General features: G+C 34.8%; 22 protein-coding genes, 1 pseudogene and 1 other annotated feature. Of the genes and pseudogenes, 22 read left to right on the top strand and 1 reads right to left on the bottom strand.

Features of this window, described 5'->3' with window-relative positions:
- The first annotated feature begins 3 nt into the window (after nucleotides 1-3).
- Nucleotides 4-945, top strand: a complete 942-nt coding sequence (gene rbsB / locus ACH6CY_RS02835) for a ribose ABC transporter substrate-binding protein RbsB (protein WP_374065719.1) — start codon at nucleotides 4-6, stop codon at nucleotides 943-945.
- Between the two features lie 158 nt (nucleotides 946-1,103).
- On the opposite strand, the gene ACH6CY_RS02830 is transcribed toward rbsB, so the two are convergent.
- Entirely contained in the window at nucleotides 1,104-2,129 is a 1,026-nt protein-coding gene (locus ACH6CY_RS02830) for a LacI family DNA-binding transcriptional regulator (RefSeq protein ID WP_374065718.1), read from the bottom strand.
- Nucleotides 2,130-2,324: 195 nt separating this feature from the next.
- On the opposite strand from ACH6CY_RS02830, the gene rpe reads away from it, so the two are divergent.
- The 21 genes and pseudogenes from rpe to ACH6CY_RS02725 all read left to right on the top strand — a co-directional run bounded on the left by rpe (nucleotide 2,325) and on the right by ACH6CY_RS02725 (nucleotide 26,817).
- A complete protein-coding gene (gene rpe / locus ACH6CY_RS02825) occupies nucleotides 2,325-2,978 on the top strand; it encodes a ribulose-phosphate 3-epimerase (RefSeq protein ID WP_374065745.1) in 654 nt (217 codons plus the stop codon).
- 13 nt (nucleotides 2,979-2,991) lie between these two features.
- A complete protein-coding gene (gene rpiB / locus ACH6CY_RS02820) occupies nucleotides 2,992-3,429 on the top strand; it encodes a ribose 5-phosphate isomerase B (protein WP_374065717.1) in 438 nt (145 codons plus the stop codon).
- A 122-nt stretch (nucleotides 3,430-3,551) separates the two neighbouring features.
- Nucleotides 3,552-4,916 carry a PTS transporter subunit EIIC gene (locus ACH6CY_RS02815; protein WP_374065715.1) on the top strand — a complete coding sequence of 455 codons (1,365 nt, stop codon included), beginning with the start codon at nucleotides 3,552-3,554 and terminating at the stop codon, nucleotides 4,914-4,916.
- Between the two features lie 197 nt (nucleotides 4,917-5,113).
- Nucleotides 5,114-5,385: a binding site (T-box leader), on the top strand.
- Between the two features lie 62 nt (nucleotides 5,386-5,447).
- Nucleotides 5,448-6,305 (top strand): SAM hydrolase/SAM-dependent halogenase family protein, encoded by an 858-nt coding sequence (locus tag ACH6CY_RS02810; protein ID WP_374065714.1) that lies wholly within the window; start codon nucleotides 5,448-5,450, stop codon nucleotides 6,303-6,305.
- Between the two features lie 25 nt (nucleotides 6,306-6,330).
- A complete protein-coding gene (locus tag ACH6CY_RS02805; protein ID WP_374065744.1) occupies nucleotides 6,331-6,888 on the top strand; it encodes an ECF-type riboflavin transporter substrate-binding protein in 558 nt (185 codons plus the stop codon).
- Between the two features lie 22 nt (nucleotides 6,889-6,910).
- On the top strand, nucleotides 6,911-8,635 hold the full coding sequence (locus ACH6CY_RS02800) for an ABC transporter ATP-binding protein (protein ID WP_374065713.1): 1,725 nt from the start codon (nucleotides 6,911-6,913) through the stop codon (nucleotides 8,633-8,635).
- Nucleotides 8,617-9,455, top strand: a pseudogene (locus ACH6CY_RS02795) (energy-coupling factor transporter transmembrane component T family protein). Before ACH6CY_RS02800 ends, ACH6CY_RS02795 begins: the two are co-directional and overlap by 19 nt.
- A gap of 925 nt (nucleotides 9,456-10,380) precedes the next feature.
- Nucleotides 10,381-12,006, top strand: a complete 1,626-nt coding sequence (locus ACH6CY_RS02790) for a type 2 periplasmic-binding domain-containing protein (RefSeq protein WP_374065712.1) — start codon at nucleotides 10,381-10,383, stop codon at nucleotides 12,004-12,006.
- 231 nt (nucleotides 12,007-12,237) lie between these two features.
- On the top strand, nucleotides 12,238-13,173 hold the full coding sequence (locus ACH6CY_RS02785) for an ABC transporter permease (protein WP_374065711.1): 936 nt from the start codon (nucleotides 12,238-12,240) through the stop codon (nucleotides 13,171-13,173).
- Between the two features lie 11 nt (nucleotides 13,174-13,184).
- Complete coding sequence (locus ACH6CY_RS02780) at nucleotides 13,185-14,081, top strand: carbohydrate ABC transporter permease (RefSeq protein WP_374065710.1); 897 nt, start codon at nucleotides 13,185-13,187, stop codon at nucleotides 14,079-14,081.
- A 46-nt stretch (nucleotides 14,082-14,127) separates the two neighbouring features.
- Nucleotides 14,128-14,745 carry a YesL family protein gene (locus ACH6CY_RS02775; protein ID WP_374065709.1) on the top strand — a complete coding sequence of 206 codons (618 nt, stop codon included), beginning with the start codon at nucleotides 14,128-14,130 and terminating at the stop codon, nucleotides 14,743-14,745.
- 50 nt (nucleotides 14,746-14,795) lie between these two features.
- Complete coding sequence (locus ACH6CY_RS02770; protein ID WP_374065708.1) at nucleotides 14,796-15,863, top strand: lactonase family protein; 1,068 nt, start codon at nucleotides 14,796-14,798, stop codon at nucleotides 15,861-15,863.
- A gap of 192 nt (nucleotides 15,864-16,055) precedes the next feature.
- Nucleotides 16,056-17,159, top strand: a complete 1,104-nt coding sequence (locus tag ACH6CY_RS02765) for an amidohydrolase/deacetylase family metallohydrolase (protein ID WP_374065707.1) — start codon at nucleotides 16,056-16,058, stop codon at nucleotides 17,157-17,159.
- A complete protein-coding gene (locus tag ACH6CY_RS02760) occupies nucleotides 17,137-18,243 on the top strand; it encodes a DgaE family pyridoxal phosphate-dependent ammonia lyase (protein WP_374065706.1) in 1,107 nt (368 codons plus the stop codon). The genes ACH6CY_RS02765 and ACH6CY_RS02760 overlap by 23 nt, the downstream gene beginning before the upstream one ends.
- A complete protein-coding gene (gene dagF, locus ACH6CY_RS02755; RefSeq protein ID WP_374065743.1) occupies nucleotides 18,243-18,998 on the top strand; it encodes a 2-dehydro-3-deoxy-phosphogluconate aldolase in 756 nt (251 codons plus the stop codon). The genes ACH6CY_RS02760 and dagF overlap by 1 nt, the downstream gene beginning before the upstream one ends.
- Nucleotides 18,991-20,004, top strand: a complete 1,014-nt coding sequence (locus ACH6CY_RS02750) for a sugar kinase (protein WP_374065705.1) — start codon at nucleotides 18,991-18,993, stop codon at nucleotides 20,002-20,004. The genes dagF and ACH6CY_RS02750 overlap by 8 nt, the downstream gene beginning before the upstream one ends.
- 15 nt (nucleotides 20,005-20,019) lie before the next feature.
- Complete coding sequence (locus tag ACH6CY_RS02745; RefSeq protein ID WP_374065704.1) at nucleotides 20,020-20,742, top strand: GntR family transcriptional regulator; 723 nt, start codon at nucleotides 20,020-20,022, stop codon at nucleotides 20,740-20,742.
- A 200-nt stretch (nucleotides 20,743-20,942) separates the two neighbouring features.
- Nucleotides 20,943-22,685: a cache domain-containing sensor histidine kinase gene (locus ACH6CY_RS02740; RefSeq protein WP_374065703.1), complete on the top strand. Its 1,743-nt coding sequence runs from the start codon at nucleotides 20,943-20,945 to the stop codon at nucleotides 22,683-22,685.
- The gene (locus ACH6CY_RS02735) at nucleotides 22,682-24,193 is read left to right on the top strand and encodes a response regulator transcription factor (RefSeq protein WP_374065702.1); all 1,512 of its coding nucleotides are present in this window, start codon (nucleotides 22,682-22,684) and stop codon (nucleotides 24,191-24,193) included. The genes ACH6CY_RS02740 and ACH6CY_RS02735 overlap by 4 nt, the downstream gene beginning before the upstream one ends.
- Before the next feature lie 26 nt (nucleotides 24,194-24,219).
- Complete coding sequence (locus ACH6CY_RS02730) at nucleotides 24,220-25,305, top strand: DUF871 domain-containing protein (RefSeq protein ID WP_374065701.1); 1,086 nt, start codon at nucleotides 24,220-24,222, stop codon at nucleotides 25,303-25,305.
- Nucleotides 25,306-25,518: 213 nt separating this feature from the next.
- Nucleotides 25,519-26,817 (top strand): extracellular solute-binding protein, encoded by a 1,299-nt coding sequence (locus ACH6CY_RS02725; protein ID WP_374065700.1) that lies wholly within the window; start codon nucleotides 25,519-25,521, stop codon nucleotides 26,815-26,817.
- The last annotated feature ends 10 nt before the right edge of the window (nucleotides 26,818-26,827 follow it).

The following is a 26,827-nucleotide window of genomic DNA, read 5'->3' as shown; positions in this document are numbered from 1 at the left end:
GTTATGTTTAAATGGTTAAAAGCAATAGCGGTATTATTTGTTGCAATAATATTCTTGGTTGCTTGTTCGACAGATGCTCCGGGTTCTGAAGAGGATGCAGAAGGTACTGGTGATGAGAGTGAGGATGTGACAGTCGGTTTTTCTGTTTCAACTTTAAATAATCCGTTTTTTGTTTCGTTACGTGACGGTACAGAAGCCGCAGCGAAAGAGGCAGGATTTAAAGTCATTACCTCTGATGCGCAGGATGATCCTACAACGCAGCTAAGTGATATCGAAGACATGCTGCAACAAGATATTGATGTGCTTTTAATCAATCCAGTTGATTCCGAAGCGGTTGTTTCAGCAGTAGAGCTTGCCAACGAGGCGGGCGTTCCTGTCATAACGGTAGACCGAAGTGCGGATGCGGGAGAAGTAGTTGCACACGTAGCTTCTGACAACGTTGCAGGTGGTGAAATGGCTGGAGAATACATTGCATCTCAGCTCGAAGAACAAGGGAAGTTGGTAGAAATTGAAGGAGTTCCCGGAGCTTCAGCAACACGTGAACGTGGAGCAGGATTTCATAATGTAGTTGATGAACTGGATGATTTAGAAGTTGTGGCGAATCAAACAGCGAATTTTGATCGTACAGAAGGCCTAACAGTAATGGAAAACATATTGCAAGGTAAAGCAAATATTAATGCTGTTTTTGCACACAATGATGAAATGGCATTAGGTGCTTTGGAAGCTATAGAATCAGCAGGGTTAAGTGAGGAAATTACCGTGGTTGGGTTTGATGCAATAGATGATGCTGTAAAAGCAGTAGAAAATGGAGAGCTTGGCGCAACGATTGCACAACAACCAGAATTAATCGGAGCAGAAGCGGTCAAAGCAGCTCAAAAAATAATTAACGATGAAGAAGTAGAGGAAACAATTCCAGTTGAATTAGAGTTAATAACAAATAATTAAAATGTATAACACCTCACTTTTGGTTAAGTGAGGTGTTATTATATTTGATAACACTTTCTATTTCCGTATCTAAACTTAAGTTGTTACTTTTCATTTTTTTGTGAAAAGGAAAATCTAATAATAATTAGTGCTCTTTATTATAGAACAAAGGTTTAATACTATGTTGTTTCTCGAAGAGCTAGATTCACCTCAACGATATATTCTTTATCTAGAACCTTGTTAGGTTCTTGAATTAGAGAGCGCAAGTTATCACAAGTAATAGAAACTATTTCGTCAATATTATGTGAGACTGAGGTAAGTTTGGGGGATGTATGTTGCCCAATTGGGCTGTTGTCAAAGCCGATGATTTTTACCTGATCAGGTATATCTATGTCAAGTTTTTCCAATCCATCTATTGCGAGTGTTGCTAAATCATCATTAATAGCAAAAATGCCATCACATGTGCGTAACTTTGTGAAAGCGCTCGTAAATAGTTCAATACCATTTGTTTTTTGAGATAATACGTTACTTTTAGAGTCAATCATTAGTAAGTTGTCTTCTTTAGAGTATGTTATGTTATTTTCTTTTAGAGCATCTTTAAAGCCTCTTAATCGCTCTTGTAAAGAAGAGGAATTACGGTCTTGAACCATAATAACGGGATGTTTAATGCCCTTTTTAATAAGTAAATTGGTAGCATCAAATGCCCCTTGATAGTGATTGGAAGAAATAAAAATAGATTTATTTCTGTCAGTAGGTTTTCTGTCAATGCAAATGACTGGGATATTGCTATTAGTTAATGCGTGTAAATTGAATTTCTCCAAGCCGGAAATCACAACTAATCCATCAATCATTTTGCTTTCTAACATAGAAAGATAGACTTTTTCTTTCTCAAGACTTCGCGCTGTGTTACAAATAATTGTTGAATAGTCATCTTCAAATAATCGCTCCTCAATTTGTTGGACGATTTTCGCAAAAAAGTAATTACTAATATCAGGTACTAGAATACCAATTGTATTCGATTTTTGCATTCGTAGGCTTTTTGCTACAGAATTTGTTTGGTAACCAGTTTTTTCAATGATAGCTAAAATTTTTTTCCTGGTATCTTCAGAAAAGCGTCCATTGTTATTTATTACTCTTGATACGGTTGCAACAGAATAACCACTTAATTCTGCAATCTTCTTTATTGAAGGTTTATTATCTTTCATATTGAACGCTCCTTAATTGTTATTTCATTTTGAGTATAATAAAGAAAAAATTTGAATTTGACAAATTAATCATACCATGATAAGTTGTGATTATAAAGGGTAAACGATTACTCAAAGAATAAAATTTAGTTGAATAATATTTATTAATATTTTTTTAATATTTGAGTAAACGATTACCCAAAAGTAGGAGAGTGAATAATGGAAAAGTTAATTTGTCCTTCGATGATGTGTGCAGATTTTTCAAATCTTAAAAAAGAAGTTGAGTTACTTGACTCAGCAGGAGTTGATGTTTTCCATATGGATATTATGGATGGTAATTTCGTTCCTAATTTTGGAATGGGTTTGCAAGATTTTGAGCTTGTGAGAAAAACGACTGAAAAACAAGTGGATGTCCATCTTATGATTCAAAACCCTGATAAATATGTTGAGAAATTTATAGATTTAGGTGCTGATATTATTTATATTCATCCAGAAGCTGATATACAACCAGCAAGAACGTTAGATATTATCCGTCAAAAAGGAAAAAAAACGGGTATAGCAATTAATCCAGGAACTTCTTTAGAAATGGTAACAGAACTATTAACTTTGGTTGATTACTTTATGGTAATGACAGTGAATCCAGGTTTTGCGGGTCAAAAGTATTTAGAATATGTTAATGAAAAAATCATTAAAATTGTTGAGCTTAGTAAGGTATATGATTACAAAGTTATGGTTGATGGAGCGATTTCACCTGAAAAGGTTTCTGAGCTAAGTGCTTTTGGGGTAGAAGGTTTTGTATTAGGAACATCTGCTTTATTTGGTAAGAAACAAACATATAAAGAAATTGTAAAGCAGTTAAAAAATAATTAAGGGGGACAGCTTGATGAAAATAGCAATAGGAAGTGATCATGTTGGGTTTGAATTAAAGCCTATTATTATCGAATATATAAAGGGATTAGGGCATGATATTGAAGATTTAGGAACATACTCAAACGAAAGAACGGATTACCCAAAATTTTCTAAAAAAGTTGCGGAAGAAGTAGCTTCTGGAAATTTTGATCGAGGTATATTGATTTGTGGTACAGGCGTTGGCATTTCAATTGCTGCAAACAAAGTAGAAGGAATACGTGCTGTCGTATGTAGTGAGCCATATTCAGCAAAGTTATCAAAAGAGCATAATAATACTAATGTTTTAGCTTTTGGCTCACGAGTTGTAGGAAGTGAGTTAGCAAAAATGATTGTTAAATCATGGTTAGATACTGAATTTGAAGGAGGGAGACATGAAAAACGTGTACAAATGATTGAAGAAATCATATGCTAGATGAATATTCACTCTAGAACGTCATTTTTTTCTAAAGTAGTAAAGAATAATTAATTAGTCTGGAATAAATGTAAACGTTATCAAATAATTGTCTTATAACGAAAAGAAAGGGGTTTTATTCAATGGAAAGAGGACTTGGTAAAAAAATAATTACTTTAGTTGGTGGTGAAGATAATATACAAGCAATTATACATTGTGCCACTAGACTAAGAATGTCATTTAAAGATAGTAGTAAAGTGAAAAAAAATGAGATTAAGCATTTGGATGGTGTGCTAGATATTATGGAAAAAGGAGGACAATTTCAAGTTATTATCGGTACATCTGTAGACTCTGTCTATGCAGAAGCTATCCAAGGTACTAGATTTGAAGGAGATAGTTCAACGGAAGATAGTAGTAGCGAAGAGAAGGAAAATTTAGTAACTATTTTTCTAGATACTGTAGCTGGAATTTTTACTCCTTTATTGCCGTTATTAGCTGGAGCAGGGGTATTAAGAGGGATTGTTTTACTGTTAACGCAAATAGGGTGGTTATCTGATACTAGTAGTACGTATACCATTTTAACAGTTGCTTCTACATCGGTTTTCTATTTCTTACCTATACTTTTAGCATTTACAGCAGCAAAGAAATTTAAAGCAAATCAGTACATTGCTGTTGCTATTATGGGTGCATTAATTATGCCCGAATTTACTGCATTAATGGGTTCGACAGGAAATGGAACAGTTACGAGCTTTATCGGTATACCAGTAGTTTTAATGGGATATACTTCTACTGTAATTCCTGCTATTTTAGCAGTTTGGTGTCAGGCAAAATTAGAGAAATTCCTTAAGAAAATTATTGCGGTTAATATTCAGCTATTATTTGTTTCATTACTTACACTACTAATCATGGTGCCTTTGACAGCAATTGTATTTGGACCTTTTGGGGTTTATGTTGGAGAAGGTTTAGCTAATTTCATAAATTCACTCATGAGTTTTAATGGATGGATAGCAGGTGCTTTCATTGGTGGATTGTGGAATGTGATGGTAATATTCGGTTTACAATGGGCAGTGAATCCTATTATGATTCATAATATTAGTGTACTTGGATTTGATAAAATTGTACCATTAAGTGCTGCAGCTAACTTCGGTATGGCAGGTGCAGCATTCGGAACATTACTTAAGACAAAAGATAAAAAAATGAAAAGTTTTTCTGTCTCTGCACTTTTATCCATTTTCTTTGCGGGAATTACAGAACCTGCAATTTATGGAATAGCAGTAAGATACAAGAGACCTTTGATTGGCGCAATCATAGGCGGAGCTGCTGGTGGAGCATTCATGGGTGGTATGGGTGTAAAGGCATTTGCCTTCGTATTTGGAGGACTTACAACGATACCTGCGTTTGTAGGTGGAACGTTAGCTTATTATTTGATAGGTTTAGTAATCTGTTTTGTTGTAGGTGCGATCGTAACAATGATTCTTGGTATAGGGGATGGAGACAAAGCTTCATAACGAAAAGTTGAAAAAATTGAACAAAAAACTTCCAAATAGATAAAATGTAAGTGGAAGTACAGATGAACCAATTTCATATGAATCAAAAGAAAAAAGTTGGTTATAATCAATTAATTATTTTAAAAATATTAAAATCTTCTTGCAATTTAAATGGGTATTATATATAATCTGGTTAATAACTTAATAGCATATTAGTTTAAAAAGCAAAGATGAGGAAAAGTAAATCATGCGTTTTTTTCAACAGAGAGCTTCGGTAGCTGGAAAGAAGCAAAAAGACAAAGATTGAAAATGGCCTTGGAGCTTCGTTTCGAACATACCAATTGGTATTAGTAGATGACGGCGAGATTTGGTACTCGTTATCCATACCACAGTATAAAAGCCTTCGGGTGGAGTACTTGCTAAGGCTATATGTGTGAACATATAGTAAATTAAGGTGGTACCGTGTTGACGTCTCTTCAACGCCCTTATTGTTCAATAAGAACAATAAGGGCGTTTTTTAATGTTTTTTTATAACAAAAGGAGGAAATTTTAATGAGTAATTTACTAGTATTTCAATCTGACTTTGGCATAAGTGATGGGGCAGTTAGTGCAATGTACGGTGTATCTAAAAACGTTGATTCTGCATTACAATTATTTGACTTAACCCATGACATTCCACAATACAATATTTGGGAAGCTTCCTACCGTCTTTATCAAACAACGTCCTATTGGCCTGAAGGAACGGTCTTTGTTTCAGTCGTTGATCCAGGCGTTGGTTCTGATCGCTTAAGTGTTGTAGTTAAAACTAAGGAAAATCATTATATTGTAACACCAGATAATGGGACATTAACCCATTTAGCTCAATCAGTAGGCATAGAGGATGCAAGAATTATTGATGAAAAAATAAACCGATTAGAACGTTCCTATGAATCGTATACATTTCATGGACGAGATGTATATGCTTATACAGGTGCTAGATTAGCGTCTGGAAAAATTACTTTTGAAGAAGTAGGACCTGCATTAGATGTTGACCAGCTCATTTCATTTAATACTCCAGAAGTAACGGTTGATGGAGGAGTGATTGCTGGAACAATTGATATTTTAGATGTTCGATTCGGTAATTTATGGACCAGTGTTCCAAAGGCTGTGTTCTTTGATATCGGTATTGAATACGGCGATACGCTAGAAGTGACGATATTAGATGATACTCGTCAAGTATACAAAAATGTGATGTCATTTGGACGCTCATTTGCCGATACGAAAGTCGGTGAGCCGTTATTATACATTAACTCACTTGAACGAATTGGTGTTGCACTTAACCAAGGCTCATTTGCTGATGCGTACCATGTCAAAACAGGTACCAATTGGAAAATACATCTTAGAAAAGCAGCTAAAATTGTATATAGTTAACGCACATAATAAAAAGGAGTGGTTTATAGTGAAATTTTCATTATCTATTAAAACCATTGTTGCAATTGGTATAGGTGCAGCAGTGTATGTTATCTTAGGGCGTTTTATTAATATTCCCACAGGTATTCCTAATACACAAATTGAAACAACAATCGCATTCTTAGCATTTATGTCTGTTCTCTTTGGTCCTGTTGCTGGTGGACTAATCGGCTTCATTGGTCATGCATTAAAGGACGTCTTAATGTGGGGCTCAGTTTGGTGGAGTTGGGTATTTATTAGTTTGTTCGTAGGTTTCTTTATCGGTTTATTCGCTTACCGAATTAAAGTTCAAGAAGGGGCATTCGGTAGAAGACAAATCATTCACTTTAACATTGTCCAAATAATTGTTCAGGTCGTTGGTTGGTGCTTCTTTGGTCCAATATTGGATATTATTATCTACGCTGAGCCGGCAAATAAAGTGTTTACGCAAGGGGCTGTTGCAGGAGTTAGTAATATCATATCTGTTGGTGTACTCGGAACAATTTTATTGGTTTCCTACGCTAAAACACAAAGTAAAGCAGGAAGTCTTTCAAAGGAAGTATAATAAAAGTTAACAGAGGTGGCGTATGAACAAGCCTGTAATTTTATTTCATCAGTATTCTTTTAAATACCATAGTCAAGCTGAACCTTCATTAATTGATATTAACTTAACTATTAATGAAGGTGAAAAAGTCTTAATTCTAGGCCCTTCAGGATCTGGGAAAAGTACATTAGCCCATTGCATTAATGGGCTTATCCCTTTTTCATATGAAGGAGATAGCAGTGGTCAATTATTAATAAATGACAAGCCAGTAAATGAACTTGATATTTTCACTTTGTCACAAATGGTAGGAACGGTTTTACAAGATACGGACGGACAGTTTGTTGGCTTGTCAGTTGGTGAAGATATTGCTTTTTCCCTAGAAAATGAATGTGTGAGTCAAGCCGCTATGAAAAAGATTGTTCAACAAACTGCACAGATCGTGGAAGTGGAGGAACACATTGATTATTCTATTCATGCGTTGTCAGGTGGATTAAAGCAACGTGTTTCACTAGGAGGTGTAATGGTAGATGAAGAGGTAGGTATCCTTTTATTTGATGAACCGCTTGCAAGCCTAGATCCTGCAACTGGGCAATATACTATGGATCTTATTGATCGTATTCAAAAAGATCAGAACAAAACTGTAATTATGATCGAACATCGCTTGGAAGATGCGCTGCAACTATCATTTGATCGAATCATTGTAATGGACCAGGGTAGGATTTTTAGTGATACAACTCCAAGTCAACTTTTGGTATCACAAACATTGGACCAGGTACATATTAGAGAGCCACTTTATATAAAAGCATTAAAGTATAGTGGTGCAGTTTTACAAAATGATCAACGACTTGAACAGATCAATAACCTTCAATTGAGTGAAGAGAATAAAAAACAACTGATTCATTGGATTCAAAACTATAAAAAGGACAATCATAATCAGGTTGAATCATCCTTATTACAGGTTAATCAATTATCTTTTGCGTATTTAACTAGCACAACATTAAAGCGAATTTCTTTTTCGATTAAAAAGGGAGAAATGATTAGTTTAGTTGGAAAGAATGGTGCGGGAAAATCGACCCTAGCAAAAGTAATTTCTGGCTTTGAAAAACAAGACCAAGGTGAAATTTTATTAAATAATGAACCAATTCACAAACAAACCATTTTTGAGCGTGCGAATCGAATTGGCTTTGTGATGCAAAATCCGAATCATATGATATCAAAGCACTTAATTTTTGATGAAGTAGCGCTTGGATTACGTTTACGTCATGTTCCAGAAGATGAAGTGAAACATCGAGTTGAAGAGACGCTTAAAATATGCGGTCTATATGCATTGCGCAATTGGCCAATAGATGCTCTAAGTTTCGGGCAAAAGAAACGCGTTACCATTGCAGCAATTCTAGTACTTAATCCAGAAATATTAATCCTTGATGAACCGACTGCGGGACAAGACCTTCGTCATTTTACCGAGATTATGGATTTCTTAAATCAGCTCAATAAACAAGGAATGACGATTTTGTTGGTTACCCACGATATGCATGTAATGCTTGAGTATACGACTCGAGCCCTCGTAATGGTTGATGGACAAGTGGTTGCTGATCAACCCCCTGTAGATGTATTAACCGACCGTGCATTAATTGAAAAGGCTCATTTAAAGCGTACATCATTATTTGACCTTGCTTTAAAAGCTGGTATTGGTGACTATAAAAAATTTATTGAACACTTCATTTCACAGGATAGAAAGGCGCGAAAAACATGGCAGCAAATATTTTAGGTTATATTAAACGTCCTTCTGTTATCCATCGTCTTTCAGGGTTGACTAAGTTGACCGTCTTTTTACTGTGGTCTACTGTTGCAATGGTTACCTATGATACACGTATTCTTATCATACTTTTTATATTTAGCATTTTTATTTTTAGAGTTTCTAAAGTAAACATTTCAGACATTTCATTTGTATTAATATTAATTCTAGTCTTTTTACTATTGAATAATATAGCAATTTATATTTTTTCACCTGAAGAAGGTGTTGCGATCTATGGTACAAGGCATCTGTTATTCGAAGGGATTGGACGCTTTACAATTACGTGGGAGCAATTATTTTATCAATTAAATATTACACTAAAATACATTGTAGTTACACCTACCGCATTAATCTTTATTGTAGCTACTCACCCAAGTGAATTCGCCGCTTCTTTAAATCGGATTGGGGTAAATTACAAGATTGCGTATGCCGTGTCATTAGCTCTGCGTTACATTCCAGATATTCAGCGTGATTTTCAGACGATTCGTCAAGTTCAGCAAGCACGAGGTGTTGATTTATCAAAGAACGCGAAACTAACAAAGCGAATGAAACACATTGTTTCAATTGTCATACCTCTAATTTTTTCAAGCCTTGATCGAATTGAAACGATAAGTAATGCAATGGAGCTTAGAAGTTTTGGAAAGTATAAAAAACGAACCTGGTATCCTGCAAAACCTTTAAACAAAACAGATTATAGTGTCATTGTGATTAGCTTTGTTTTTTTATGGGTGCATTATATTTTACATTTTATGATGGTTCCCGATTTTATAACCCTTTTATAAAATATTTTTAGAAAGTTTATCTAAATAAAGGAATGCTAGTATCCATTAAATTGAATAAATGTTGGCAGGTAGTACAAGAAATTCCTCTTATGTATAATATGAACGATCTTTTCATGTCAATAAAGTGAAGATCACTGTAGTTGAGGTATAGTCGTTTTTCATCAGCGCAGCTTTATGCATAGAACGATTTCCTTAGTAGATACTCAGTGCACGCAGTATCGATTATGTGAAAATAGACTTGTCAAAGGGTATTAGAGAAGAAGTGATAGTAATTTTAACATATTCAGGGATAGTTTTGTTTGCGTCAAATGGTGAGATTGTCACAACTTATTATTTGTAGAGATCAACTTTGCTTTTCTATTAGGGCGAGAAAACGATTAGGTAGAAAATATTCTAATAGCAATCACAAAAGATACATATTTTTTTGAAAAATGCATATGAATGATAATACATTAGCTCTCCATTTAGAAGTTAGTATAATCTAGATCCTTTGATACTAGTGTCACTAAAGTATAAATAATCAAATTTTTTCTAACGTTTGACAGGTTATTTTTATTAGGTAACTTGTTAGGCATGCGTCCGATAATTGTCTGACGCATGCCTTTTAATTTTGCCTTTATTTGTTTGTAACATAATAAATTTTATCGTTATGTCTAAATGAATTTCAGAATATTAATTTTTAAAGGTAATCATGATAACTGTGAATAGTACCTATTGTGTGTTAAAAAGTATGCATTAAAAAATAAAAGATATAACATCATAATGTTATATTGACTAGAATAATATACGGTGGTATTATTTAGAATGGTAGCAAGAAATTATCATTTGCTAACCTGATTTGCAAAAGGAGGAATTAATGGTTAGTAATGTAGTTAATGTAAATTGACACTTTGATTTTAGCGGGTGAAGAGAATCGTTCTAAAGGAGGGTTTTTTAATGAAGTTAAAAAGTTTTTTAACTGTGTTGTCTCTTATATTTGTAGCTGTGTTTGCCTTGTCAGCGTGTAGCGATGAGAAAACGGACACAAGTGAAACTGAAGGTGAAAAAGAAACTATTGATGTTAATAAAACAGGTATGCCAATTGTTGAAGATTCCCTAGATTTGAATTTCTTTGCTTATAAGCCAGCACAAAATGAGGATAATGATTGGAATGACATTCTTGTCTGGAATCATTATAAAGATATGACTAATATTAATGTTAATTGGGAATTAATCAGTCTTGATGCACTTGAGGAAAAAAGGAACCTTGCGCTTGGCGGCGGGCAATTACCTGATGCTTTTTACTTATCACAAATTCCTAACTCAGATTTATTAAGATATGGACAACAAGAGGTTTTTATACCGCTAAATGATTTAATAGAAGAACACGCACCTAATTTGACAAAATTAATGGAAGAAGATCCGAGCATAAAGAAAGCGCTTACTTTCCCGGATGGGAATATTTATTCTATGCCATCTCTTATCGAAGAGGATTTCTTATCACTAAGGCTTAGTGCAAGACCTTGGGTGAATGAGAAATGGTTAGAAGAATTAAATATGAGTATTCCTGAAACAACGGGAGAATTCTATGATTACTTAAAAGCAGTTAAGGAAATGGATCCAGCTGGTAATGGAAAAACCATTCCGTATGGAGGCACTGATATTCAAGAACTAGTGCAATGGATGTCAGGTTCATTCGGTGTGATGAATCGCGGGCCATCAAATGGTGCGAATATCGATGTAGATCCAAACGATGAAAGCAAAGTAAGGTTTTATGCAACATCTGAAGAATACAAAAAAATGTTAGAATACTTGAATAAATTATATGAAGAAAAATTGATTGATCAAAGTATTTTTTCTATTGAATGGGGTCAATTCCTTGCAAATGCATCAAATAATTTGTATGGCAGCATGATTTTCTATGATCCAACTGAATTATTTGGAGAGGAAATTGGTTCGCAATATAATAGTTTAGCAGCTTTGGAAGGTGAAGATGGTCATCAGCAATATAATAAAATTTCATCACCTGTATGGGCAACGTCTAATCTCGTCATTACAAAAGAAAATCCTAGTCCTGAAGCTACGGTAAGATGGATGGATCACTTCTACAGTGATGAAGGTGCAGAGCTCTATTACATGGGGGTTGAAGGAGAAACGTTTGAAGTTGTCGATGGGGAGAAGAAATATATGGATCACATTCTCAATCCTGAAGGTGATATGACGTTTGAACAGTCTCTTGCGAAACAGTTAACTTGGCTTGGTTCAATTAATGGCATTATTAAATCAGATTATTTCCAAGGAGGCGAATCTGCACCTCAATCTATGGCGGCAGCAGAGAAAATCGCACCATTTGCAACGGAAGAAGTCTGGCCTAGATTCACCTTTACAGAAGAAGAAAATAAAGTACTTCAATCAACAGGGCAAGACATCTCCAAATATGCTGAAGAAATGCGCGATAAGTTTATTACAGGAAAAGCAGATTTATCTGAATGGGATCAATACGTTGAAACAATTAATAGCATGAATTTCGATCAGTTTGTAGAAGTATACCAACAAGCCTACGATAGATACAAAAGTGAGTAAAATAAGTTCCAGATCTTTTCGGACTAAAAATAAGACAATCAACTTGTTAAGCCAGCTATGATATTTGTTTGAGTAGAAAAATATGAGTCATGGGCATGACAAACAATAACAAATCGGAAAACGCTTACAAGAATATTGTGGACATCATGCCCTTTTTACTTTTGATGCTAAATGTTTGAGGTTAATGATATTTTATTAGTCGTTCATATTGTAATAAGGGGGTTTAATAGTATGGCATTAGTTAAATCAGTAAAGAATAAAGGAAATTCTAAAATAGTCAAGAATTTAAAACGAAATTGGCAATTATATATCTTCCTGTTACCAGCTATCAGCTACTTCTTTATTTTTCATTACATTCCCATGTATGGTATTCAAATTGCCTTCAAGGATTATTTCGCAAACCTTGGTATGTTTGGAAGTCCTTTTGTAGGATTCGAACATTTTGAGAGATTTTTTGAATCCTATTATTTTTGGAGGCTGTTAAAAAACACAATTATTTTGAATGCTTACAATCTTCTCTTGTTTCCTTTACCGATTATTTTTGCTTTATCATTGAATGAATTAAGAAATGGTGCGTTTAAGAAATGGTCACAAACACTAACGTATGCACCGCATTTTATTTCTGTAGTAGTTGTTGTTGGCATGCTAGTTGCATTTCTTGATCCGAACACTGGGTTAGTTAATCATGTTATTCGACTATTTGGAATGGAACCAATTCATTTTCTTACTAGTCCAGAATGGTTTAGACATATATTTGTTTGGTCAGGGCAATGGCAGTCACTTGGATGGGGGACGATTATATACCTTGCAGCGCTTGCTGCCGTGAATCCCGAGCTACATGAAGCAGCAAAAGTGGATGGTGCGACGAGATTTCAACGCATTATACATATCAATATACCTACAATATTACCAACCATTATTATATTGTTCATCCTAAATATAGGTAACTTTATGCAAATAGGGTTTGAGAAAGTTTTGCTCATGCAAAACAACTTAAATTCTGAAACCTCAGACATCATCCAAACATTTGTCTATGAAACAGGTTTGTTGGAAGGGCAATACAGCTTTGCGGCAGCGATTGGTTTATTTGAATCGATGATCAATATTGTTCTATTAATTACAGTTAATCAGATTGCTAGAAAAATTAGTAATAACAGCTTATGGTAGGAGGTAAGAACATGTCTCGTTTCACTTTATCTGATAAAGCGTTCGATAGGTTGAATTTGTTATTTGTGTTGTTAATTACGTTAATCATTATTTATCCGTTGATCTTTGTTATTAGCGCATCCATTAGTGACCCGCAAGCCGTGAATTCTGGTGAGATGTGGTTATGGCCTGTAGATATTACATTAGATGGATTTACACGTGTATTTCAAAATGATGCCATTTGGATCGGATATCGTAATACAATTATTTATACAGTTACTGGTGTATTAATACATTTGTTCATTTTGCTCCCTTCTGCTTATGCATTATCAAGGAAGGAATTAATGGGAAAAAAGATATTGTTATGGTTTATTTTGTTCACAATGCTATTTAATGGTGGACTAATCCCAACATACTTAGTAGTTAAAAATCTAGGGATGGTTGATACGATGTGGGCGATAGTAATTCCTGGTGTTATTGGTGCTTGGTCTGTACTTGTTGCACGAACATTCTTTCAGCAAACCATTCCAGATCAATTAGTAGAAGCTTCCAAGATAGATGGGGCAAGTGATTTTTATTTATTTCTTAAAGTGGTTCTTCCATTGTCCCTACCAATTATTGCAGTAATGGCATTATTTCATGCTGTAGCCTTATGGAACCAGTACTTTAATGCATTGATCTATTTGTCAGATGAAAAATTATTTCCATTACAATTAATTTTAAGACAAATCTTAATCTTAAATGAAGTAAGTGCAGATAGTGCAGCGACGGCAGCGGGTGCTGCGCAGTCATTTTCCGACCAAGTAAAAACAGCTTCCTTAGTAAAGTATGCTGTGATTATCGTTTCAGCCTTACCGTTGTTAATTGTGTATCCTTTCTTGCAACGCTTCTTTGTTAAAGGTGTTTTGATTGGTTCAGTTAAAGAGTAATGTTACGTGACAGCATATGACGGCATAAGAGCAAGGAGGCAGAGAAATGGATTCCTTTGTTAATGTATATTATCGATTTGCAGTGTGGACACTTCGGTTAGCGTATTTAAATATTTGCTGGATTTTGTTTAGTGCTATGGGATTAGTTGTTTTCGGATTTATGCCTGCAACTACTGCGATGTTTTCTATTGTGAGAAAATGGATTAACGGTGAGGAGGAAACCCCAATCCTGCGATCCTATTGGAAGGTTTATAAATCAGAATTTTTTAAAACAAATACTGCTGGTTTGCTATTGTTTTTTATAGGGTATCTACTTGTATTAGAGTTTAATATATTACGAGTGCAGGATAGTTTTATCTACTTATTTGTAAGCTATACTGTCTTAGGAATCCTAATCTTATTTGTTATTGTCTGTGTTTATTTCTTTCCAATATTTGTTCATTTTAAATTAACATGGTTCGATTATTTTAAATGGCCGTTTATTATAAGTTTTTCTCATCCTATATTGACGTTATTTGTACTTGGGGGATTATGGGTCGCTCATTACATTATTTGGATTTCTGTTCCGGCACTATTATTCTTCTTTGGAGGAAGTGTTTCTGCATTATTTATCATGTGGGCAGTTTCTAAAAGCTTTCCGAAATATGAGTATCAAGAGGCTTAAGTATACGGTGAAATATAGTAAAGCCTGATTAGTTTCTTAAATATATTATTATGTTTGAAAGTGTAATAAAGGATGTGTTAAAAATATTTACTAAAGATGATAGATTTATTGTGTATACGGGTAGGTATGGAACAGAAGAAGAAGATGCTATACAAGTGTTAACATTTAATACTAAGACATTTTCTTTCAAGCAATTGACATCGGTTAAAGGTATTGCTAATCCCTCATATCTCACTGTTAATAAAAATCAAGATACATTATATGCTATAAGTGAAGTTAAGCAAGGAAAAGTATCCTGTTATCATATCGATGAAAATACGTACGATTTAGAAGAAAAAAATAATCGACAAGATGATGAGATAGTAGGCCCGTGTTATGTTGCGCTTGATGAAAGTGAACGATATTTGTTTGTTGTTAATTATGGAGGAGGTTCTATATTAGTTTACCAATTAGCAGACGATCATACGATAGCAGAATTATCAGATCAACATATATATTCATCGGGATCTCGTCCACACACTATTTTACAAATTCCTAATACTGATAGATATATTGTTACCGACCTTGGATTAGATAAAATATATTTATATACATTTACTAAAGGAAAATTAATTCTAATTAATGAAATTACTACTACTGCTAAAGCGGGCCCGAGACATGCTGCTGTGCACGCAAAACATAGAAAAATATATATTGTTAATGAATTTAATTCGCAAATATCAGTTTATAGCTACGATAAGACATGCTCTAATATTGAACTGGTCCAAGAGATAAATGTACTCAATGAAGGAATGGAAGAAAAGAACTTTGGTGCTGATATTCATATTGCTCATGAAAAATCGTTTTTATATACATCGAATCGAGGACATGACAGTATTTCTGTGTTTCAAATAAACCATAATGGCTTGTTAACCTATACTGATAATGTGTCAACAGAAGGTAAATGGCCGAGAAATTTTATTATTACTCCTGATGAAACAGTTATGTTTATTGCTAATCAACATACGAACTCTATTGTAGCAATGGAAATTCAAGCTAATGGCACCCCTAAATATACTGGTGTTAAATATTCTATGAACGCACCTGTGTGTCTCAAAGCATTTAATTTATTACCTTAAAAAAAGCCTATGAAAAAGCTGAGCTAAACGATATCATTTAGCTCAGCTTTTTCATATAAAAATGTTTTTATATAATTTTACCTGCATAAACGTTATAACGTTATCTTGACCGGGTTTGGATTAGGTGATAATCTAATTTTAACACAACAAAAATAATGCGTTTACAAACAGGCTTAAAAAAGGGATGATAACATGGAGGATAGGTTTGTGTTACGGAATGTGAAAACGACAGATGAAAAAACGATTGATCTTGTAATTGCTAATAATAAGATTGTAGAAATTGCGGCACCCAATACAGGGAAGGGGGATAGAATAATAGATTTTGACCAGAACGCATATATTTCTAGTGGTTGGATTGATATGCATGTACACGCATTTCATGAATTTAATCCTTATGGAGATGAAATAGATGAAATTGGTTATAAATTAGGTGTGACAACAATTGTAGATGCTGGAAGTACTGGAACTGATCGAATTCATGATTTGATTGCGCATTCAAAATTGGCTAAAACAAATGTGTTTGCATTTTTAAATATTTCTAAAATTGGCTTGCAGCGAATTGATGAGTTATCTGATTTGGCTTGGTTAAATGAAGAGGAAGTTCAAACAGTCGTAGAGAAATATCAAGATTTTATTGTTGGATTGAAAGCTAGAATCAGCAACAGTGTGGTGGGAGAAAACGGTTTGGAGCCTTTAGAAATAGCTCGCAAAATTTCTAATGCAACGAACTTACCGTTGATGGTACATATCGGTTCAGGCCCGCCGGATATAACCGGAGTCCTTGAGCTGCTTAAGAAAAAAGATGTTATCACCCATTATTTGCACGGTAAAAAAAATAATTTATTTAACGATGCCGGAGAGCCACTTCCTGAATTTTTAGCAGCCATGAAGAAAGGGATTCACTTAGATGTAGGACATGGCAATGCGAGCTTTTCATTTCCAACAGCAAAACAAGCAAAAGAACATGGTATTCCGCTCCATACAATAAGTACTGATATTTATCGAAAAAATCGTTTGCATGGACCTGTTTATAGTTTAGCTGATACCTTAACTAAGTTCTTATATTTAGGTTACGCTTTAAAAGATGTGATTGATGCTGTTACAGTAAATGCTGCAAAGTGGTTAAATAAACCTGAATTAGGAAGGGTTGTTATTGGAGATGTGGCGAATCTCACCCTATTTTCTGTGGATGATCAACGAATAAAGTTAACAGATTCAGATGGGCTAGAACGTTTTTGTGATAAACAAATTAAAGTAAAAGGAGTTGTTGTTAATGGACAATTCATTGAATGCTAAATATGGATTAAAAAGAGTAATTAATGCAAGTGGAAGAATGAGTATTTTAGGTGTCTCTGCTCCATCTGATACGGTGATGGAAGCAATGAAAACAGGTGGGAAAAATTATGTGGAAATAGCTGATTTAGTCGATAAGGCCGGAGAACATATTGCTAATCTCCTTCGATCAGAAGCGGCGGTTGTTGTTAACTCTGCGTCAAGTGGTATTGCGTTATCTGTAGCAGCGATTATTACGGAAGGGAATCGTCGTAAAAGTGAGCGGTTGCATCAAGAAGCAATACTGAAAAATGAAATTATCTTGCTTAAAGGTCATAATGTCCAATACGGTGCTCCTATTGAAACAATGGTGCACCTTGGGGGAGGAAACTTAGTAGAGGTAGGGTATGCTAATGAAGGGAAAGCGACTCATATTGCCGATGCGATTAATCAAAACACTGCTGCAATTCTATATGTAAAGTCTCATCATGCTGTACAAAAAAATATGATTTCTGTGGAAGAGGCGTGGAGAGTTGCTCAAGACAATCAGGTTCCGCTAATTGTGGATGCTGCTGCTGAAGAAGATGTAAAGAAATATGTGACAATGTCTGACCTAGCTATTTATAGTGGATCGAAAGCAATTGAAGGGCCTACTTCCGGAATTGTTGCTGGTAAAAAACAATATATTGAATGGCTAAAAGTTCAATTACATGGTATTGGCAGAAGTATGAAGGTTGGAAAGGAATCGACCTTTGGCTTATTACAAGCACTGGATGAGTTTTTTGTTAAACAAGATAACAGCGAAAAAGAAAAGGAAAGCCTTGCAGTGTTACAGCCGCTTGACGCTATAAACGGAGTGGAGGTAAAAATAGTTCAAGATGAAGCAGGGAGAGCAATATTTAGAGGGAGAGTACATATTGACCCAGTACATGCACATACAACAGCACAAGAAGTAAATGATAAGCTGAAAAATGGTGAGATTGCCATTTATACGAGAGATTACGGTGTGCGACAAGGTTTCTTTGATATTGACCCTCGCCCATTAAAAGCTGACGAGATTCATATAATTAAAGACAGGTTAAAAGATATTTTATTAGGAGGAGAGTAATAATGAACATAGAAAAATATTTTTATCAAAATCGAGTAGCATTAAATGTTTTAGCAAGTAGTATTGAAAATGCAAAGAAGGTTTTCGAAGCGGCAGAAGGACATGTTTTAGTTGGAGTCCTTTCTAAAGATTATAATACTGTTGATGAAGCTGTTGTAGCAATGAAAGAATATGGAGCAGCCATTGATCAAGCTGTTTCCATTGGATTGGGAGCAGGTGACAATAAACAGGCTGCTGTAGTCGCAGAAATCGTAAAATTTTATCCGGGTAGTCATGTCAACCAAGTTTTTCCATCGGTAGGAGCAACACGAGCTAATTTAGATAAACAAGATAGTTGGATTAACTCACTAGTGTCTCCAACAGGAAAAGTTGGTTATGTCAATATCTCAACTGGCCCACTAAGTGGTAGAATAGAAGATAAGGCAATCGTTCCAATTAAAGCAGCCATTTCTCTTGTGCGTGATATGGGTGGTAATGCACTGAAGTACTTTCCAATGAAAGGGCTAAACCATGAAGATGAGTTTCGTGCAGTGGCAAAAGCTTGTGGTGAAGAGGGTTTTGCTTTAGAACCAACTGGTGGTATTGATTTAGGTAATTTTTCAACCATATTAGAAATTGCATTAGAAGCAAAAGTACCTAAAATTATTCCCCATGTTTATTCGTCAATTATTGATAAAGAAACAGGTGATACAAATGAGGAAGATGTAAAGGAATTATTAGCAATTACGAAAGGTTTGGTTACGAAATATGGCTAAAAAAATAATCGCATTTGGAGAAGTGATGATGCGTCTGACAGTCCCAGGTTATGAATTGTTAACACAAGCAAATGCTTTACAATACTCCTTTTCAGGAACGGGAGTAAACGTTGCTTCTGCCATGACAAAGCTAGGTTATGACGGGTACCTCGCCACAAAAATTCCAGATAATCCATTGGGAGATGCAGCTATATCTTTTTTACAACGGTTAGGGATCCAAAAAGATTTCATTTCTAGAGGCGATAAATATATTGGAATGTTTTTTTTAGAAAATGGTTTTGCCCAACGTCCTAGTCGTGTAACGTATACCAATCGTTTAGAAAGTAGCTTTAATACAGCCAACGTAGCGGACTATGATATGGATGAAATTGCTGAAAAAGCTGATATGATTCATTTTTGTGGAATTACATTAGCTATGACTGATCAAGTGCGTGAGAATATGAAGCTTTTGGCTAAGAAAGTAAAAGAAAAAGGTGGGATCGTCTGCTTTGATTGTAATTATCGCCCATCTTTATGGGAAGGTAGTTATGCACAAGCCAAACCACATTACGAAGACATGCTCGCTATAGCTGATATTGTTCTGATGAATGAAAAGGATGCCATGTTTGTTTTGGGGATGGAAACAGCTAAAACAACAAAAGAAGAACAATTAAAAGAGCTTATTCCTATGGTAGCGGAAAAGTTTAATATTAAAACGGTAGCAGGAACGCATCGAAAGATTAATAGCGATAATACACATGTATTAAGAGGGTATATGTATAAAAATAATACTTTTGTATTTTCAGAGAATCGATCTTTTTCTGTCTATGATCGAATCGGTTCTGGCGATGCATTTGCAAGTGGTGTTTTGCACGGGGAGCTTGCTGGTTTTTCAGAAAAAAAGACAGTAGAATTCGCTGTTGCTTCAGGTATGCTAGCGTGTACAATTTCTGGTGATACACCGATGTCAACAGAAGCAGAAATTATGTCTGCCATGATAGGAACGACAGCAGATATTAAAAGGTAAGTTAGGAGACTAGTAATGGAGATTAAAAGAAGCAAAGGTTTATTGTATTTGCAGATTAAAGAGATAATAAAGGATCGTATTTTAAATGGTGAATATCCATTAAATACAAAAATTCCATCTGAGCCTCAATTAGAAGCTGAATTTGAAGTTAGTAAAATCACAGTGAGGAATGCAATTAAGGAATTAGTTCAAGAGGGGTATCTTCAGAAGAAAAGTGGAAAAGGAACAAAAGTAATTGCAAATACTGCCGGGGCTCGACTTTCTAAGGGAAAGCGCTTTACAGAAGTTTTAGTAGAAGAAGGACACCAAATGACCAAAAAAATATTAAGTGTAAAGCGGGTTCCATTATCACTTGATTCTCCGCTTCATGCTATATTTGGTGATTATTGTGTTAAGGTGGAGCGGGTATATTTCTTGAACGGTAATCCATATATTTATTTTAATCACTTCGTTTTATTACCTTTAAGTGATGAAGAGCTAAAGTATGCTCAAATATCCTCGTTATATCGTTTTTTAGAGCAGTTTAATATTCGGCTAGAATCTTTTCGTGATGAATTTTCAGTTTCCGTTGTACCTTCTCGGGTTAGTGAGGTATTACAAATAGAGGAAGGTATGCCTGTATTGAAAAGAATACGACGTTCAAGTGATGAAAATGGGAAAGTTGTCGAATATAGTGAAGGGTACTATAATACTGAAAATCACAATTATGTTGTGACATATAATGATACAAATTTATGAGGAAAGATTTCTTATTTAATTACAAATCATTATAGCGACATACCAATCAATCCAACCATAACTTTATCAACATATTATAACATGATTTAAGAAGGTAGTATGGTAAATAGATAGAAAGATAAATTTGCTGATAGAACGTCATGAGCAAAATAAACAAGAGCTACATTTTTTATTAATTCAAAGAGAAGGATTTGCATACTATGAAGAAATGGTTTCGTCGTTCTTTGAAAAATCAGCTAACTGTTTTTATATTAATGGTTGTATTGATTCCAGTATGTTTGTTAGGTATCTTTGCATATGTGATGACGATTCAAGTCTCAAAAGAACGCGCCGCTATTTCAGGGCAGAGTTCAATTGATCAACTTCAAGATACAATCGAATTTATTGTAAGTGATATTGAGAATATTTCGGTTTTTTTAATTGGACATCAGTCTGTTCAGGATTATTTAGGAGAAAAAGAAAACCTTATTGCACAACAAAGAGATATATATGGATTTTTGTCGAATCTTGCCTTCTCTAAACGGTATATTGAGAATATTAAAATAACACCGATAAATGGAAACGCGACCATAGCCACATCGTTAATTGCAGAAGATATTAAAATAGAGACGGATCATATGACAAAGGGGCAATGGTGGTCTGTTAAAGAAAAGAATCAGACACTAGATGGAAGAAAAGAAATGATTACGCTAACAAGACCGATTCGCAGTACGTATAATTATGAGTTGGCTGGTTACTTGTCAATTAGTTTGAGCCAAGAAGTAATAACGGAGTATTTAGATTCAATTGATCTGGAGTGGAGCGGATCGGTACTAATTATGAACGATGGTCAAGTATTAGCGCAAAACACAAACCCTGCACCGATGGAATTAGACATGGGAGAATTGAGTGATTCTGTCGAAAATTGGGATAGTGACCAAAGCTTTGTTTACCAATTTGCTAGTGAAAGAGCAACTGTTTTCACACGAAAGATACCCTCTGTAAACTGGGAATTGGTAGAGGTCATACCATTTAAGGAATATAGTTCGCAAAATCAATATGTTTTATCATTGACCACCTATTTTGTTGCATTGGCAGCGATACTCATTACAAGTTTAGTAATATTTTTCATATCCAAGGTATTTAAGCCATTGACTTCTTTAACTAAATCAATTCAGAAATCGAATCCTGGAGATCGTATACAAACTGTCGTATCCTATTCTGATAATGAAATTGGTGATTTAATAACAAGTTATAATGATCTCAATCAACGAATTGCTACCCTTATGGATGAAGTAAAAAAGAATGAATCAATTAAGCGGACATTAGATTTACAAGCGTTACAATCACAAATAAATCCACACTTCTTATACAATACGTTAGCATCGGTTCATTGGATTGCATTAAGTACAAAATCGCATGATATTGTTAAAGTTGTTTCTCATTTAAGTGAGTTTTTACGATTTAGTCTTAACAAAGGGAATGAATATTGCACCGTTGAACAAGAAGTAGGGAATCTCATTCATTATTTGGAAATCTTGAAAGTTCGCTACCCAGATAGCTTTGAGCTCAATTTAGCCATCCCGGATGAGCTAAAGCAACATGTGATGTTAAAGCTTGTTCTTCAGCCATTAATAGAAAACAGTATTAATCATGGATTCTTTTCCATCGATGATCATTATGGAATACTTGATGTAATAGCGACAGAGCGAGATGGATGTATGTTTTTTGAAGTAAGAGACAATGGTATTGGCATTCCAGAAGAGAAGGTTAAAGAACTGAATGATCAATTTGTCAATGATCAACATACAGAAGTTGTTGTAGGTAAGAATTATGGTCTTCGTAATGTGAATTTACGATTAATGTTACATTTTGGTGAGTCGTCAGGGTTGTATATTGAAAGTGAAGTAAATAAAGGAACAGTAATCAGTTTTTCTACTCCAATAAAGGGAGGGATCAAATGATGAAAGTTTTGATTGCGGATGATGAAATTATAATAAGAGAAGGTATATCCAATGTGATACCGTGGGCTGAATTGGGTTTTACTTTACTCCAACCAGTTTCTTCTGCGGAAGAAGTATTAAAACAAATAGAGGAAGAATGCCCAGACATATTAATTACAGATATTCGAATGAAAGGGATGTCAGGGTTAGAATTGGTTTCGCAAATTGCGCAAAGTCATTATCAAATCGAATCTATTTTGCTTACTGGTTACGATGAATTTGAGTATATCCAAGAAGCGATTCGCCAAAATGTTTGTGATTATTTATTAAAAACGAGCTCTCCTCAAGAGATTATCGCTGCGGTAGAGAGAGCAAAAAAACGATTAGAGAAAGCAAAAGAATATGATCAATTAAAAGAATCCGAAGTTGAACGCGCAGTTGTCGATCACTTAACAGGCGTATTGCGAAATGAGTTAAAAACTGTTGATCAAGTCGCTTTAAGTGATTCGATTCCTGTTTTAAAAGAACCACCGTACCAACTACTTCTTATTGACGTCGCTACAAATTCTCATGATATTCAAGTACATGAAGAAATATGGAACAGTTATATCAACGGGAAGTGGTTTAGTTATCAAAATCATACCTTGATTCTGTTAAAACGTAAAAAATATTTAAAGGATGATTATTTATTACAAATTGCTTCTAGGAAAGTGCAGCAAATATATGGTAAGCCGATTATTATGAGCTCTGCTGTAAGTTCTCTTGACGAATTGTCTAATTTATACAAACAAGTCGTTTCTTTTATACCATATCAATGGATTTTAACAAATAATACCATGTTGATGGAAAATGATATTATAGATCGTAAAGGAATTTCGTATACCGAACATATGACAAGGAACAAAAATGAATTGATTAAATGTATGAAAGATGGTGATGAACAAAAGCTGAAAGAATGGGTTTCTGATTTCATTGATTGGTTAATATCTCATTCACAGGCTACACCTGAATCGATTCAATTTTATGTGCAACATTTATATGTGGACAGCATTCGATTTATTCATCAATATGGGCAAAAGGAAAGTATCGAAAATTATGATTCGATACCTCCTTTCCATAAGTGGTTTCAACAACCAAAGAAAGAGTTGTTTTCATTATTATTAATTATATCTAAAAATTTTAAATCATGTTATCAAAAAAGTACAAACTATGTGGAAGATTCTATCATCTATATGGAAAGCCATCTTGGGGAACCATTGTCACTTAAAGAAGTAGCTGAAAAAATCCCTGTACATCCAAATTACTTAAGTGTAGTAATACGTAGAAAAACAGGCAAGTCCTACGTGGAATTACTAACTGATTTACGTATCAAAAAAGCCGCTGATTATCTAGTGCATACATCGATTAATGTGAAGGAGGTTACGAAATTAGTCGGTTATAATGACAGTAAATATTTCACTAAAATCTTTAAAAAACATTACAAAATGACACCTACACAATATCGCGAGCAACATGTGCAAAATAAATAAACGGTACTTAAAGGAGATAGTATGATATGCGAAAACTTGGTGTTTCCATTTATCCTGAAAAATCTGTTTTAGAACAAGATAAGAAATATTTAAAATTAGCTAAAGAAAATGGTTTTTCTCGCGTGTTTACATGTTTACTTTCAGCAGAACAGCCGAAGCAGGAAATGATAAAGGTCTTTAAAGACGTTATTTTATATGCAAAAGGATTGGAATTAGAAGTTATTCTCGATGTGACACCTACAGTGTTTGATCGATTAGGTATCGGTTATGATGATTTAAGCTTCTTCGCTGAGTTAGGAGCAGATGGCATTCGTTTAGACGCTGCTTTTGATGGGAAAGGAGAAGCAGCATTAACGTATAACCCGTACGGTTTAAAAATTGAATTAAATATGAGTAATGACATTGATTATTTAAACAATATCCTTTCACATCAACCAAATAAGCACTGCATAATTGGTTGTCATAATTTTTACCCCCAAAAATATACAGGAATTTCGTATGATTTTTTTGTTAGATGCTCAAAGAGATTTAAAGAACACGGTATTCGAACAGCTGCATTTGTTTCATCTTCCAATGCAACAATAGGTCCTTGGGATATAAATGACGGTCTTTGTACCTTAGAAGAACATCGAGATTTACCAATACAAATGCAAGCAAAACACTTATGGGCGACAGAACTGATTGATGATGTCATTATTGGAAATGCTTATGCAAGTGAGGAAGAAATAATTGGATTAGGAAAGCTAAATCGTTATTTATTAGAGTTTGAAATTGAATTAGAAGATAAGTTATCTGATACAGAAAAACAAATTATTTTAAACGAATTGCATGTTCGACGAGGCGATATTAGTGAATATTTAGTTCGCTCAACAGAAGTAAGAAAAAAATATGCGCACAGCTCGATACCAACACTTTCAATTGAAAAGCAACAAGTGGGTGATATTGTGATTGGTAATGATTCGTTTGGGAAATATAAAGCGGAGCTACAAATTGTATTAAAAGAAATGCCGGAAGATTCGAGGAAGAATCTCGTTGCAAAAGTTAGCCCTGATAATCTATTCTTGTTAGATTATATCAAGCCATGGAGTACGTTTGCCTTTGTAGAAAAGTGAGTGAATTAGTTGTTATTAAGGAGACGAATCACAGGTTAAGCGCTCAGCGAGAAGCAAGTCCGAACCTCATGTGTAGCAGGTTCGGGCTTTTATTATGAGTGTATAATTTATCCACTTTGATTTGTCTCCCTTCATCTTTAGAATCCCTACCTTACGATAATGAAAGCGCTATTATAAAATGAGTGTAGAACATAAAAAAAGGAGTGGTTAATTATGAAAAAGTTGTTAGCTATGATGTTAGTTCTTCTCCTTGCTCTAGTGGCATGTGGTGGCGACGGAGAAAAGGAAGAAGCAAATGGTGACGATGACAAAGTGAAATTATCCATTTGGCATAACTTCGCGGGAGATGATTTACGTGCAAGATCTGTAAGAGATATGATTGCACAATTCCAAGAAGATAACCCAGAAATTGAAATTGATGAACAAGCAATTCCAGTTGATGGATATCGCCAACGTATTAGTACGGTTGCAGCCGCTGATGAGCTTCCGGATATATTTTTAACGTATGCTGGTAGCTTTACAGATGAATTTCATAAAAGTGATCTCATCCAGCCAATCACACCATTATTTGATGATAACCCTGAATGGAAAGATTCGTTCCTAAAAGGCGCACTAGAACCGTACAACTATGATGAAGAATTATACTCCGCACCTGTCGCAATGTCTGCAACATCGTTCATGTATTATAACAAGCAATTATTTGAGGAAAATAATATAGAGGTTCCTACAACATGGGATGAGTTTATAGAAGTAATTGATACATTTAATAGTAAAGAAATTACACCGTTAGCAATGGGGAACAAGGCACCTTGGGTTGCACAATCAACAACATTTGGCGCTATTGCTGATCGAGTAACTGGTACAGAATGGTTTATGGATGCGGTGAATCAAGATGGTGCATCATTTACAGACCCCGTTTTTATTGAGGCACTAAATCACTTTAAAGAGCTTGTTGATCATGACGCGTATGCTGAAGGAGCAAACAGCATGGACAATACACAAGCAGAACAATCTTTTGCACAGGGGAAAGCAGCAATGATGATTAACGGTTCGTGGACGATTAGTAGTTTGGCAGCGTCCGTATCTGAAGATGTATTAGAAAACATTGGTATTACAACCGTACCAGCTATAGAAGATGGTAAAGGTGCAGGAAACACAATTACAGGTGGACCTGGTGGCGGATATTTGTTAAGTAGTAAAACAGAAGGTGCTGCTAAAGAAGCCGCAATGGATCTAATTTACACATTAAGTAATGCAGATGCGCAAAATACAATTGCTGAAAGTAATTCGATGGTAATGTATGACCTTGAACTTGATAAAGGAACAGTAAACCCACTTTTCTATGAAGCATTTAACCTTGTCAAAAGTGCATCGTTTGCACCTGTATATGATTTGCATTTAACATCTGCAGGTGGAGAAGCAGTTAATAACGGCCTTCAAGAAATCATGCTAGGTGGAGATGTTGAAAAAGTAGCACAAGATATTCAAAAAGCACAAACGGCAAATAATTAATTAAAAAGCA

This window comes from Paraliobacillus sp. JSM ZJ581 (assembly GCF_044383835.1).
Taxonomy (GTDB): domain Bacteria; phylum Bacillota; class Bacilli; order Bacillales; family Amphibacillaceae; genus Paraliobacillus.
This window is presented reverse-complemented; position numbering and strand designations above follow the sequence as displayed.

Coding starts and splice junctions, on each gene's coding strand:
- rbsB (WP_374065719.1), top strand. CDS start 4: ATGTTTAAATGGTTAAAAGCAATAGCGGTATTATTTGTTGCAATAATA.
- ACH6CY_RS02815 (WP_374065715.1), top strand. CDS start 3,552: ATGGAAAGAGGACTTGGTAAAAAAATAATTACTTTAGTTGGTGGTGAA.
- rpiB (WP_374065717.1), top strand. CDS start 2,992: ATGAAAATAGCAATAGGAAGTGATCATGTTGGGTTTGAATTAAAGCCT.
- ACH6CY_RS02760 (WP_374065706.1), top strand. CDS start 17,137: ATGGACAATTCATTGAATGCTAAATATGGATTAAAAAGAGTAATTAAT.
- ACH6CY_RS02810 (WP_374065714.1), top strand. CDS start 5,448: ATGAGTAATTTACTAGTATTTCAATCTGACTTTGGCATAAGTGATGGG.
- ACH6CY_RS02785 (WP_374065711.1), top strand. CDS start 12,238: ATGGCATTAGTTAAATCAGTAAAGAATAAAGGAAATTCTAAAATAGTC.
- ACH6CY_RS02740 (WP_374065703.1), top strand. CDS start 20,943: ATGAAGAAATGGTTTCGTCGTTCTTTGAAAAATCAGCTAACTGTTTTT.
- ACH6CY_RS02790 (WP_374065712.1), top strand. CDS start 10,381: ATGAAGTTAAAAAGTTTTTTAACTGTGTTGTCTCTTATATTTGTAGCT.
- ACH6CY_RS02830 (WP_374065718.1), bottom strand. CDS start 2,129: ATGAAAGATAATAAACCTTCAATAAAGAAGATTGCAGAATTAAGTGGT.
- ACH6CY_RS02765 (WP_374065707.1), top strand. CDS start 16,056: ATGGAGGATAGGTTTGTGTTACGGAATGTGAAAACGACAGATGAAAAA.
- ACH6CY_RS02735 (WP_374065702.1), top strand. CDS start 22,682: ATGATGAAAGTTTTGATTGCGGATGATGAAATTATAATAAGAGAAGGT.
- ACH6CY_RS02745 (WP_374065704.1), top strand. CDS start 20,020: ATGGAGATTAAAAGAAGCAAAGGTTTATTGTATTTGCAGATTAAAGAG.
- ACH6CY_RS02770 (WP_374065708.1), top strand. CDS start 14,796: ATGTTTGAAAGTGTAATAAAGGATGTGTTAAAAATATTTACTAAAGAT.
- ACH6CY_RS02750 (WP_374065705.1), top strand. CDS start 18,991: ATGGCTAAAAAAATAATCGCATTTGGAGAAGTGATGATGCGTCTGACA.
- ACH6CY_RS02730 (WP_374065701.1), top strand. CDS start 24,220: ATGCGAAAACTTGGTGTTTCCATTTATCCTGAAAAATCTGTTTTAGAA.
- ACH6CY_RS02800 (WP_374065713.1), top strand. CDS start 6,911: ATGAACAAGCCTGTAATTTTATTTCATCAGTATTCTTTTAAATACCAT.
- ACH6CY_RS02780 (WP_374065710.1), top strand. CDS start 13,185: ATGTCTCGTTTCACTTTATCTGATAAAGCGTTCGATAGGTTGAATTTG.
- ACH6CY_RS02725 (WP_374065700.1), top strand. CDS start 25,519: ATGAAAAAGTTGTTAGCTATGATGTTAGTTCTTCTCCTTGCTCTAGTG.
- ACH6CY_RS02775 (WP_374065709.1), top strand. CDS start 14,128: ATGGATTCCTTTGTTAATGTATATTATCGATTTGCAGTGTGGACACTT.